Below are 12,810 nucleotides of genomic sequence, written 5' to 3'. Positions count from 1 at the left end.
GGGGTTCAGCAAAACTTGTACTGCAAAGATAAAACTAAGCCGCTAATAAGCAGAAACAGATTATAAAAAGAAAATCCCGCACAGGGCGGGATTTTCAGCAATTTTAAAATGTTTAACCTATGCTGCGTTTTGCTTTTTTATAAGGTTAAGCGCAGAACCATTTTTGTACCACTCAATTTGTGGCTGGTTATAAGTATGGTTTGCTTTGATAGTATCCTTGCTTCCGTCGGCGTGTACTACTTCAATAGTCAGAGGCGTATCGGGAGCAAAGTTTTCAAGATCTATAAAGTTGAAAGTATCATCTTCCTGGATTAGATCATAATCGCTTTCGTTGGCGAAGGTCAACCCAAGCATTCCCTGCTTTTTAAGGTTGGTTTCGTGAATACGGGCGAAAGATTTAACCAGTACTACTTTTACCCCGAGGTGACGCGGCTCCATAGCAGCGTGTTCTCTAGAAGAACCTTCCCCATAGTTATGGTCTCCCACAACAACGGTTGGAATTCCGGCTTTTTTGTATTCACGCTGTACATTTGGTACACCATCATACTCCCCGGTTAACTGATTCTTTACAAAATTTGTCTTTTTATTGAAAGCGTTAATGGCTCCAATAAGCATATTGTTGGAAATATTATCCAGGTGACCGCGGTAACGCAACCAGGGTCCTGCCATAGAAATATGGTCGGTGGTACATTTCCCAAAAGCCTTGATAAGCAATTTAGCTCCCATTAGGTTTTTCCCGTCCCAGGGTTCGAATGGGGTAAGCAACTGAAGTCTTTCGCTGTCTTCGGCAACCTTTACTTCAACATCGCTACCATCTTCCTTAGGCGCGATATATCCGGCATCTTCTACTGCGAAACCTTTGGTTGGAAGTTCAATTCCTGTTGGCTCTTCCAACATTACCTCTTCCCCGTCTTCGTTAAGAAGTTTATCGCGGGTTGGATCGAAATCCAGTCTTCCCGAAATTGCAATGGCGGCAACCATTTCTGGTGAACCTACAAAGGCGTGGGTGTTAGGGTTCCCATCGGCACGTTTGGAGAAGTTTCGGTTAAAGGAATGTACGATAGTGTTTTTCTCATCTCCTTTGCGATCGCTACGATCCCACTGGCCTATACAGGGCCCACAGGCATTGGTAAAGATAGTCGCATCCAAATCTTCAAAGATCTGCAATAAACCGTCTCTCTCGGCAGTATAGCGAATTTGCTCAGACCCGGGGTTAATTCCAAAATCAGATTTTGATTTGATCTTTTTATCTACAGCCTGTTTCGCGATAGAGGCTGCGCGGGTAAGATCTTCGTAAGAAGAGTTGGTACAGGAACCTATAAGTCCCCAGTCCACATTGATTGGCCAGTCATTTTCTTTGGCTTTTACGGCCATTTCAGAAATAGGAGTGGCAAGATCGGGAGTAAAAGGTCCGTTAAGGTGAGGTTTCAATTCAGATAGATTGATCTCGATTAGCTCATCGAAATACTGCTCTGGATTTGCATATACTTCCTCATCACCGGTTAGATGCTCTGCCACCTGTTTGGCAGCATCGGCAACATCGGCGCGGTTGGTAGCACGCAGGTAACGGTCCATAGACTCGTCGTAACCAAAAGTGGAAGTGGTCGCACCAACTTCAGCTCCCATATTACAAATGGTTCCTTTTCCGGTAGCCGACATAGAGCGGGCTCCTTCGCCAAAATATTCTATAATGGCACCGGTTCCTCCCTTTACGGTAAGAATTCCGGCAACCTTTAAGATCACATCTTTAGGAGCTGTCCACCCAGAAAGTTTTCCGGTTAACTTAACTCCAATAAGTTTGGGGAATTTAAGTTCCCAGGCCATTCCGGCCATAACATCTACGGCATCGGCACCGCCAACACCAATGGCGACCATTCCAAGTCCCCCGGCGTTCACAGTGTGGGAGTCGGTACCAATCATCATTCCACCGGGGAATGCATAATTTTCGAGTACCACCTGGTGAATAATCCCGGCACCGGGTTTCCAGAAACCAATTCCGTATTTATTTGACACCGATTCCAGAAAATCAAAAACCTCACTACTGCTTTTGTTAGCGGCCTGTAAATCTATAGCCGCACCCATTTTTGCCTGAATTAGGTGATCACAGTGCACGGTAGTAGGAACAGCCACTTTTTTCTTTCCGGCCTGCATAAACTGAAGCAGAGCCATTTGAGCGGTCGCATCCTGACAGGCAATCCTGTCGGGGGCAAATTCTACATAATCTTTACCGCGCTGAAAGGCAGTTTTTGGTTCCTCATCCCAGAGATGAGAATAAAGAATTTTTTCTGAAAGAGTTAAAGGCTTTCCAACCACTTCCCTGGCTTTTTCAATTCGCCCGGGCATTTGGCTGTACACCTTTTTGATCATATCAATATCGTATGCCATATTTGTGTGTTTAAGTTCTCAAAAAGTCTCACAAATTTACGGATTTCACCCGGAATTTAAAAATAAGAACCGATTATCAAAATTCGCTGCAGATAATTTTGTGATTCTCAATTTTACCGGGTTAAAATTCATTAAAAACTAATTAAAAGCTTAAAATTTACAAATTCAGCAATTTGAAATCTAATTTGCACCAGAAAATTATTTCAGAAGGAGAAATTTATAATTCGTCTTAATAAGAAATCCTGGTGTATAAAGCTATTTAAGACTTAGGGCGAATTAGGATCTAAATCGGTTATTGCGCAATTTGGTAAGTTGTTTTCTTCGGAACAAATAAACAACGGGAGTAAAAATTGGAAGAATAAACATTGAAAGGATCCAAAATGTTTTATTGAAAAGTTTTTGTTTGATCAAATCCGAAAGGATAATCAACCAAAATAAAAAGATAAGAATTCGGCTAATCCAGTTTATAATATCGGCCGGTTCGCCAGTTATTTTTAAAGCATCAAGTATAATTGCACTACCCATAAAAAGGTAAAACAATAAACTCACCAACAGCCGGTATTTTATAAAAAGATTTATCATTAAAAAAGTTTAGTGATAATGTCTTTTTCTGAAATTCCCTCGGCTTCGGCTTTATAGTTTTTAATAATTCTGTGCCTTAAAATTCCCACGGCCACGGCCTGCACGTCCTCGATATCGGGTGAAAATTTACCTTTTACCGCAGCTTTAGATTTGGCAGCCAGGATAAGGTTTTGCGAGGCTCTTGGACCTGCTCCCCAATCCAGGTAATTTTTCACTATTTCTGGAGCTTCAGGGGAATTTGGTCTGGTTTTACCCACCAGTTTTACGGCATATTCTACCACATTATCGGCCACCGGGATGCGGCGAATCAAATGCTGAATTTCGGTGATCTCTTCCGCGGTAAAAAGTGGCTGAATTTCTACCTCATCGTCGCCAGTGGTGCTTTTAACCACATCTACTTCTTCCTGAAAACTGGGATATTCCAGCAGGATGGAAAACATAAAGCGGTCTAACTGAGCTTCGGGTAATGGATAGGTTCCCTCCTGCTCGATGGGGTTTTGGGTCGCCAGTACAAAGTATGGCAAAGCCAGTTTATAATGATGCCCTGAAACCGTCACTGCCCTCTCCTGCATCGCCTCTAAAAGAGCTGCCTGGGTTTTTGGCGGGGTTCGGTTAATCTCATCGGCCAGAACAATATTGGCAAAAACGGGACCTTTAATAAATTTAAAATGCCGGTTTTCATCGAGAATTTCGGCTCCCAGGATGTCGCTGGGCATCAAATCTGGGGTGAATTGAATTCTTTTGAAATCCAGGCCCAGGGCCTGTGCAATGGTATTAACCATTAAAGTTTTTGCCAGTCCCGGCACCCCTATTAACAGAGAATGCCCCCCGGAAAATACGGAGAGCAATATTTGATCTATGACTCTTTCCTGCCCAACTATTAGCTTGGCAATTTCTTTCTTTAATGCCCCGTGCTTTTGCACCAGGTTTTCTACCAGAGCCACATCAGACATACATTCTAATTTTTTAACCAATTACTGCTGTATTCACAGCTTCTGTATTTACCATTTACCTTAACATAGGTTTCCTCAATCTTTTCCTTTTGCCATTTTTCGATGGCTTCCATCTGCTTATCCCTAAGTGCCAATTGCTTTATCTTCATATAATCTATCGCATAATCGGCAGTATGTTCAGGTATGCGTTTACTGGCGTAGATAATCTTATAAAAAGGTCTTCCGGTACGATCGCTATCGGTAATTACACGAGATATCTCACCTTCCTGTAGTTGCCCGATCTGCTGATATAATTTAGGGTCTATATTGGTAAGTTCAAAACGGGTATCACCGGTTTGTGGGTTGATTAACTTCCCGCCATCGGCTTTGGTTTCTTCTTCATCAGAAAATTCGCGGGCAGCTTCAGCAAAATCGAGCACGCCATCGTCTACTCGTTTCTTGATGCTATCAATTTTAGCTTTGGCTTCCTTTACAGAAGCATTGGTAACATCTGGAATAAGTAAGATGTGACGCAGGTCTACGGTATTTCCACGAATTCTGTCTATCTGAATGATATGATAACCAAATTCGGTTTCAAAAGGTTCGCTTATTTCTCCCTGCTGCAGGCTAAAAGCCACATCCTTGAATTCCTTTACAAAATTATCTTTTCTGGAAAGGCTTATTCTTCCACCGTCACTCGCACTCCCGGGATCCTGGGAATATAAAACGGCCTTGGTGGCGAAACTGGCCCCGTTATCTTCAACATCGGCTTTGAATTCACTCAATCTTTCGATTACTTTTTGCTTTTCGCTTTCAGGAATTTCGGGTTTGATTACAATTTGAGAAAGCTCAACTTCATCGCCAAATACGGGAAGTTCATCTTCTGGGATAGCTTCGAAATAGGCCCGAACCTCTTCAGGAGTAACCTCAACACTTTCGATGATTTTTTGCTGCATTCTGCTGGCCAGCTGGCGTTCTTTATTTACCGCGAATAATTCGCTTCTAAATTCTTCTACATTATCGCGGTTATAGAATTTAAGCACTTCTTCAATAGAACCTACCTGGCGCACCATTTCATTGATCTGCTGGTCGATATAATTATTGATTTCACCATCCATCACAATAATACTATCCTGGATAGCGTGGTGTGCATACAACTTGTTCTCCATTAAAGATCCTGCCAGTTGGCAGTCGCTAACATCGGCGGTAGACATACCCTGACTTTGCATATCCTTGTACATCATATCCACATCGCTGTCCAGGATAATAAAATCGCCAATTACAGCAGCAATTCCATCTACTTTTTGTCTTCCTGAAAATTCCTTTTCTCCGGTATTCATCGCCAGTTCTTCCTCTGGTTGAATCGAGGTGCTATCGGTTACGATTACTTCCTGAGCCTGGACTGCAGCAAAGCACATCGCAAAAATTGAAAACGTGAGACTTTTAATTATTGATTTCAAATTGTTTATTTTTAATTGCATCTTTCGTAATATCTTTTTCCAGTTCTTTTATAAGATTCTGTTTTCGCTTATTCAGCAGAATTTGTCTTATCGCAGGTCGCGCATATTCCAGCGGTGCCTGTTCACTTCGTTTTAAAGCGTCCTTTACGTAGACCAAATATACTGCTAATGAATCTTCCAGCTGAAAAAAACTGTTTTTATTCATTAGTTTCTGCCTGTCGTCTACACTAAGGGGGCCTACTTTATCGTAAACGGTTTTGGTCTTTACCCAAACCGAATCATTAAAAGAATAATTCACAAACTGAAAACTGATTTTCTCCAATTCGTTTCGATCTTCGGCATTAAAGCGCGAGAGTTTTCTTTTAATTTCGTCTATATTATTATTCTTTTTGAGCAAATTGATATAGCGCAATTTTACCAAATCTTCGCTAAGCTTAAAATTCTCGAGGTTTTCCTCGTAATATTGCTGCACTTCGCCTTCACCAAAACTCGTATCCAGCCGATCTGAAACCAGGGCTTCGGTATAGGCAGTAGTATATAACTCATTGCGGTAATTTTCTACCAGGTCGTTAAATTCCTTCTGCCGGGATTCGGGTAAATTGAGTTTAGCCTGATCTATAAGCAACTGCTGGGTAGCCCAGCGCGTAATATAATTAGAAACGATGAGCGCAGAATCTTCAGGACTGGTGTTTTCGTTAAGCAGCCCCATAATATCCTCTTCATAAAGGTAAGATTCGTTAACCCTTACCACCACCTTACGCTCTTCAGATTTTTCAAAATACTCACAGGCCGTAAAACTTAAGGCTGTAAGGAACATAAAAAAAATAGAGAGGATTCGTTTCAAATTCATATTTCGATAAGGCTTAACAAATTATATACCAATAGGCCAAGCCCAAAACATTTCAGCAAAAATAAGAATTCATTTAGGTTCTGCAAGCCAATAGGATAACGATTACAGCCCGGGATTCTTATATTTTCTACGGAAATTTTTTCCGTCGTATCTTTAATAAAAACACTCCATATGAGATATACCAGCGAAATTGAGATTATGCTTCCGCGAGAGGAAGTTATCCGCAAGTTTTCTGATCCCGAAAATCAAAAATACTGGCAAAAGGGTTTGCTGCTTCGGGAGCAGCTCACCGGAAGCCCGGGCGAGGAAGGGGCCCAATCCCTGCTTAAATTTAAAATGGGCAAAAGAGAAATTGAAATGATAGAAACCATTTTGACCAATAATCTTCCCCATGAATTTCACGCCAGGTATGAAGCCAAAGGAGTTGATAACCGACAGGAAAATTTCTTTGAAGAAACCCCGGCCAATACCACCAAATGGATTTCGCACAGCGAATTTCATTTCAGCGGATTTATGAAAATAATCGGGAAACTAATGCCGGGAGAATTCAAAAAACAATCCCGGCAATTTATGGAAGATTTTAAAGCCTTTGCTGAAGATGGTAAAAAAGTGACCTAAGTTTTTAGAAGATTAAAACTTGATTAATAAGCAGCTGCGTGTATATTTGCGAAAAATATAATTTTCATGAAAACATACATCAGTTTATTTTGTTTACTATTCATCGGGCTTGCCACACAGGCGCAGAGTAAAATTGGAACCATAGATGCCGATTATATCATCGCTCAAATGCCCGAAATGCAGGAGGTTGATGAAAACCTTAAAGCTTACGACACCCAACTACAGGAAGATTTGAAAGAAAACGTGGCTACTTATGAAACCAAAGTAGAAGATTACCGCGAAAACCGGGAAACCTACACCGAAGAAGAGTTGGCTCAAAAAGAACAGGAAATTATCGGTTTGGAAAATGACCTTAAAAATTTCAGACAAAGAGCCCAGGTGATGATGCAGATGCGCCGAAATGAACTTTCAAAACCACTTTACGAAAAAATTGATGTGGCTATGCAGCAGGTAATTTCTGAAGAAAACTTCACCCACGTATTTCACGCCGGGGGTAATAGCCTTGCCTTCGCCGCCGAATCTCACGATATTACCGTTAAGGTTTTAGCGAAACTTGGAATAGAACCACAAACCGCAGAATAATCTTAATATTGATTTTATAAAAATTAAGGCTGCCAAAATTGGCAGCCTTAATTTTTTACTCTCTAACAGAAAATAACTTACCTGCTATAATTTGGAGATTCTTTGGTAATCGTAACATCGTGCGGGTGACTTTCGTGAATTCCCGAGGCGGTTATTTTTACGAATCTTCCATTTTCCTTCAGGCTCTCTATATCTTTAGCACCACAGTAACCCATACCGGCTCTCAGCCCTCCGATAAACTGGTGAATGCTTTCTTCCAGATCTCCTTTGTACGGCACCCGGCCCACAATACCTTCAGGCACGAGTTTTTTAATATCATCTTCCACATCCTGGAAATAACGGTCTTTAGAACCTTTGTTCATAGCTTCCACGCTTCCCATCCCGCGATAGGATTTAAATTTTCTTCCTTCGTAAATAATGGTTTCTCCTGGAGATTCTTTAGTTCCGGCAAGTAGAGATCCAAGCATTACGGTATCGGCTCCTGCTGCGATGGCTTTAGGAATATCGCCGGTGTAACGAATTCCGCCATCGGCGATCACCGGTACCCCACTGCCTTTTATAGCAGCCGATACTTCCAGCACAGCCGAAAACTGAGGAAAACCAACTCCTGCAACAACTCTGGTAGTACAAATAGAACCAGGCCCAATTCCCACCTTAACGGCATCTGCACCGGCATCTACCAGATATTTGGCGGCTTCAGCAGTGGCTATATTTCCAACCACTACTTCCAGTTCAGGGAATTTTTTCTTTACTTCTTTTAAGATTTGAACCACGCCACGGGTATGCCCGTGAGCAGTATCTATAACCACGGCATCCACGCCTGCGTTTACAAGGGCTTCGGCTCTTTCTACTGCATCGGCAGTTACGCCTAAAGCTGCCGCTACCCGCAATCTTCCATATTTGTCTTTGTTGGCAATAGGTTTTTGAGATAATTTAGTGATATCTCTAAAAGTGATTAGCCCAACTAGTTTTTCATCTTTATTTACAACCGGCAGTTTTTCTATTTTATGGTTCTGAAGAATATCCTCGGCGTCTTCCAGCGAAGTACCTTCAGCAACAGTTACCAGATTTTCGGAAGTCATCACTTCAGAAATTGGTCGCTTTAAATTCTTTTCAAATCTAAGGTCACGGTTGGTTACGATACCCAAAAGTTTACCAGAATCATCCACGATTGGAATCCCGCCAATGCTGTGTTCTTTCATACTTTGCTTGGCATCGCTAACGGTGGCCGAGATGGGGAGCGTAACGGGATCTATGATCATTCCGCTTTCGGCTCGCTTCACTTTTCTAACCTTAAGCGCCTGCTGCTCGGTAGTCATATTTTTGTGTAGAACTCCAATTCCTCCTTCGCGGGCAATGGCAATTGCCATTCGGGATTCGGTAACCGTATCCATCGCAGCCGAAACTACAGGAACATTAATGCGAATATTGCGGGTGAATTGAGTAGAGATATCTACTTCTCGGGGTAATACTTCAGAATAAGCGGGAACAAGGAGTACGTCGTCGTAAGTGAGGCCTTCTCCAAGAATTTTGGATTCGTGTGCGGTCATAGCAATTAAGAATTTAATTGCGTGCAAATATACATTTTTTATACTAAATGACCTTGTAAAAGAAAATACTTATGGAAGAATTCTTTGGCTGAAAATCTGAGTCTTAGCCGGCAAACTCTAATACATCTTTAGAGTTAAAGCCAATCTTGATACGATCGGCTACTTCCCGGTCTTTGGTAAAGACAGAAATCTTATGCCCGTTATCAAGCTTTAATAAAAGTTGTGTACCTGTACCTAAAAAAGTCTTTTTTAGCACCCTGGCGTGAGTTACATACTCGCATTCTTCATTGATGCTCAGGTTTTCATTGCGAATCGCGTGGCTACATTTTGGATTCAACGGACAGGAAAATGCAGTTTGCAATTCGTTGTTTAGCTGAATGGTATTTCCAAAAAGCGATGCGACATAGATGGAGTTTGGCCGGGTATAGAGATTAGAGGCCAAATCTTTCTGAATCACTTTCCCGTGTTGCAGAATTAAAATTTCATCGGCTACAGAAAGGGCATCCTGGGTATCGTGGGTCACGAAAATTGCCGTTACCCCGGTTTTTTTGATGATTTCAAACACCTGGCTGCGAAGCTGTACTCTTAACATAGCGTCCAGATTGCTGAAAGGTTCATCTAAAATCAACAATTCAGGATTTGGAGCCAGGGCTCTTGCCAATGCGACTCTTTGCTGCTGCCCGCCAGACAGCTGATGAGGGTATCGCTCTCCCATTCCCGATAAGCCTACCAATTCCAACATCTCGAGCGCACGCTCCCGTTTATTTCTCATTTTGCTGATGCCGTACATCACATTTTTCAGCAAATTAAAATGAGGAAATAAAGCATATTCCTGAAATACCAAACCGATTTTTCGTTTTTCAGGAGGGACCAGGGTTTTGATGGAGGAGACTACTTTTCCATTTAAGGTGATGCTGCCTTCATCGGGCCGTTCGAGACCGGCAATAAGACGTACCAGGGTGGTTTTTCCGCTTCCGCTTTCGCCAACTATGGCACAAACATCTCCTTTCCCCAAAGTGAATGAAACCTTATGCAGGGCAAAACTTTTCGCCTTATCAAAACTTTTGGAAAGAGCATCAATCTTAAGCATCACTTTTTAATCAATAATCGGTTTAAAAATATCACCGGAATTGTGGCCGTGAAGATAATAAATAAAGAAGGAATTGCCGCCTCCATCACCATCTCATCACTGGCATATTCAAAAGCTTTCACGGCAAGGGTATTTACGTGATAAGGCTTGAGAATCAAGGTTAAGGGCAATTCTTTTAAAACATCGATAAAAACCAGGATTATAGCACTTAGAATTCCGGTTTTAATTAGGGGAAATTCAATCTTAAAAAAGGTCTTTAAATTTCCCACTCCCAGAAGCCGGGAAGAATCAGGAATACTACTACTCACTTTTAGGCTGGTAGATTCTATAGGGTTATAGGCCACGGCCAAAAATCTTACGGCATAAGCGTAGATCAGGGCGATTAAGGTCCCATTAATAAGCAGGCCTGTTTCCAGGTTAAAAAGGCTTTCCAGGATTTCTATCAACCATTTATCAAAAGCCAGGGTGGGAATCATTATCCCGATGGCTACCACTGCCCCGGGAATGGCGTAGCCAAGAATTCCCAGTTTTGAAAAACTCTTAATCCAGTTTATATTGTTCCACTTGGCAAAATAGATGAGCAAAGTGGCTAAAAATACAGTTACCATTGAGGTAACAAAGGCGATCCCAAAACTTTGCAGGGAAAGCAGGATGAAATCCAGGTTAAATACCTTAGATGCGGTAAGCCAGGCCCAGTAGAGCAGTTGAAAAACAGGGATAATAAAACCAACAAAAACCGGCACCAGCACCACCATTAAAATTAAAAAACTTTGAAGGGGACGGGGGGTATGACGATGAATAATTCTTGAACTTTTGGAAGAAGAAACCTGCACTTTTCTTCGTTGCCATTTTTCAAAAAGAATAAGCGCAAAGACAAAAAGGATTAAAATAGCCGAAAGATACACCGCGGTTTCAGGCTCTTCCAAAGCGAACCAGGCTCTGAAAATTCCGGTGGTGAAAGTATTAACTCCAAAGTACTGTGCCGCTCCATAATCATTAAGCACTTCCATAAGCACCAAAATGAGTCCGGCGATTATGGCCGGTCGGGCCAGCGGTAACATTAATTTGAAAAAACTTTTAAACTCCCCTACTCCCAACATTTTTGAGGCTTCGAGCAAGTTCCCTGCCTGATTTAAGAAAAAAGCCCGGGCGCTCACATAAACATAGGGAAAAAGAGAAATGCCCAACACAAAGGTAAGGCCCCATCTGTTCATTATATCGAACCTAAATGATTCCAGGTTAAGGCTCCTGAGGATTAGTTCCAGGCTTCCGCCGTAATCGAAAATACCTGCATAGGCATAAGCTACTATATAGGAAGGGATCGAAAGCGGTAAAATTAATAACCACTCCAATTGCCTGCGAAAAGGAAACTCGAAACGCGCCACCAACCAGGCCGAACTTATGCCGAGCAGCAGCACTAAAATTCCGCAGAAAACAACCAAAAACAGGCTATTTGCGATATAATCGAGCAAAAGGTAATCTACCAGATGCCCCCAGGTTTCTCCCGGGCCCGAAAATAATTTTACGGCAATAGAAATTACAGGAAGAGCAATAAAAAAGAGGATGGCCAATGTAAACATTGACCATCTGTTTGTATCTCTTCTAAGCCTATTAACCCGGGTTCTAAAAGAAGTTATTTTATTATTTCCAGCCTGCTTCATCAAAGCTAATTACCGCCTTCTTGTTGTTCTCACCAAGTTTGGCAAGTTCGAGTTCATCTTCTTTAAATTCTCCCCAGCTTTTCAATAATTCGGCGGGTTCCACTTTTTCATTTACAGGATATTCGTAGTTCGAATTTGCGAAAATCTTTTGCGCTTCTTCAGATAATAAAAACTCAATAAACTTAATCGCATTTTCTTTATTGGGAGCGTGCTTTGCCACGCCGGCACCGCTTACATTAATGTGGGTGCCACGGCCCTCCTGATTGGGAAAAAATAGCGCCACCTGCTCGCCGGCCTTTACCTCTTCTGGATCATCAGAGTTAAGCAATTTCCCGATATAATAAGTGTTCACAATGGCCAGATCGCCTTCTCCTGCAACCACGGCTTTTACCTGGTCACGGTCATTGCCTTTAGGCGCGCGGGCCATATTTCCAACTACTGCCTGAGCCCATTCTTTGGCTTTTTCCTCACCATTATGTACAATGATGGAAGCCATTAAAGATTGATTATAGATATTACCCGAAGATCTTACCAATAGTTTGTTTTTCCATTTGGGATTGGCCAGGTCTTCGTAAGTTGAAAGATCGGTTGAGTCTACCCTATCTTTGGCATACGCGATTACCCGGGCTCTTTTGGTGAGGGCAAACCAGTGATTATCGGCATCTCTTAAATGATCTGGTACAGTTTGCCCGATAAAGTCTGAATTCACCGACTGCAATAAATCCTGGTCTTTTGCCCGGTGCAATCTTCCCGCATCTACCGTGATCAAAACATCGGCAGGAGATTGTTTGCCTTCCATACTCATTTTCTGAATAAGTTCATCGGCGTTGGCATTGATCACATTAACCTTGATCCCGGTTTCCTCTTCAAATTTGCTGAAGAGTTCCTGGTCAGATTCATAATGTCTGTGAGTATATACGTTTACTTCTTTGCTTTGTTCCTGTGATTCCGATTTTTCATCGGAAGTATTCTTACAGGCCACCAATAAAATAGCTAATAATAAAAGGCTTGATAGTTTTTTCATATTTGGTAAAATTTGTCGCAAATATAATTATTTAGAACTGGTATAAATAAAAATTCCATTAATTTTTCCAGCAATT

The 12,810-nt window shown here is 41.9% G+C and carries 10 protein-coding genes; 2 read left to right on the top strand and 8 right to left on the bottom strand.

Going from position 1 to position 12,810, the window contains the following annotated elements:
- Window positions 1-117: 117 nt before the first annotated feature.
- The 4 genes from ACW6QP_RS11550 to ACW6QP_RS11535 all read right to left on the bottom strand — a co-directional run bounded on the left by ACW6QP_RS11550 (window position 118) and on the right by ACW6QP_RS11535 (window position 6,209).
- Complete coding sequence (locus ACW6QP_RS11550) at window positions 118-2,385, bottom strand: aconitate hydratase (RefSeq protein ID WP_457911029.1); 2,268 nt, start codon at window positions 2,383-2,385, stop codon at window positions 118-120.
- A gap of 581 nt (window positions 2,386-2,966) precedes the next feature.
- A complete protein-coding gene (locus ACW6QP_RS11545; protein WP_457911028.1) occupies window positions 2,967-3,920 on the bottom strand; it encodes an AAA family ATPase in 954 nt (317 codons plus the stop codon).
- A 5-nt stretch (window positions 3,921-3,925) separates the two neighbouring features.
- Entirely contained in the window at window positions 3,926-5,380 is a 1,455-nt protein-coding gene (locus tag ACW6QP_RS11540) for a peptidylprolyl isomerase (protein WP_457911027.1), read from the bottom strand.
- Window positions 5,343-6,209 carry a peptidyl-prolyl cis-trans isomerase gene (locus tag ACW6QP_RS11535; protein ID WP_457911026.1) on the bottom strand — a complete coding sequence of 289 codons (867 nt, stop codon included), beginning with the start codon at window positions 6,207-6,209 and terminating at the stop codon, window positions 5,343-5,345. Before ACW6QP_RS11535 ends, ACW6QP_RS11540 begins: the two co-directional genes overlap by 38 nt.
- Before the next feature lie 171 nt (window positions 6,210-6,380).
- On the opposite strand from ACW6QP_RS11535, the gene ACW6QP_RS11530 reads away from it, so the two are divergent.
- Entirely contained in the window at window positions 6,381-6,827 is a 447-nt protein-coding gene (locus tag ACW6QP_RS11530; protein ID WP_457911025.1) for an SRPBCC family protein, read from the top strand.
- Window positions 6,828-6,893: 66 nt separating this feature from the next.
- Window positions 6,894-7,409, top strand: a complete 516-nt coding sequence (locus tag ACW6QP_RS11525) for an OmpH family outer membrane protein (RefSeq protein WP_457911024.1) — start codon at window positions 6,894-6,896, stop codon at window positions 7,407-7,409.
- Window positions 7,410-7,486: 77 nt separating this feature from the next.
- Here ACW6QP_RS11525 and guaB read toward each other — a convergent pair whose 3' ends face one another.
- The 4 genes from guaB to ACW6QP_RS11505 all read right to left on the bottom strand — a co-directional run bounded on the left by guaB (window position 7,487) and on the right by ACW6QP_RS11505 (window position 12,734).
- A complete protein-coding gene (gene guaB / locus ACW6QP_RS11520; RefSeq protein ID WP_457911023.1) occupies window positions 7,487-8,959 on the bottom strand; it encodes an IMP dehydrogenase in 1,473 nt (490 codons plus the stop codon).
- Between the two features lie 103 nt (window positions 8,960-9,062).
- Window positions 9,063-10,049 (bottom strand): ABC transporter ATP-binding protein, encoded by a 987-nt coding sequence (locus ACW6QP_RS11515; RefSeq protein WP_457911053.1) that lies wholly within the window; start codon window positions 10,047-10,049, stop codon window positions 9,063-9,065.
- Window positions 10,049-11,629: an ABC transporter permease gene (locus ACW6QP_RS11510; RefSeq protein WP_457911022.1), complete on the bottom strand. Its 1,581-nt coding sequence runs from the start codon at window positions 11,627-11,629 to the stop codon at window positions 10,049-10,051. The genes ACW6QP_RS11515 and ACW6QP_RS11510 overlap by 1 nt, the downstream gene beginning before the upstream one ends.
- A gap of 61 nt (window positions 11,630-11,690) precedes the next feature.
- Window positions 11,691-12,734 (bottom strand): Fe(3+) ABC transporter substrate-binding protein, encoded by a 1,044-nt coding sequence (locus tag ACW6QP_RS11505; RefSeq protein ID WP_457911021.1) that lies wholly within the window; start codon window positions 12,732-12,734, stop codon window positions 11,691-11,693.
- Between the last annotated feature and the right edge of the window lie 76 nt (window positions 12,735-12,810).

It is taken from the genome of Salegentibacter haimaensis (assembly GCF_054121495.1).
This window is presented reverse-complemented; position numbering and strand designations above follow the sequence as displayed.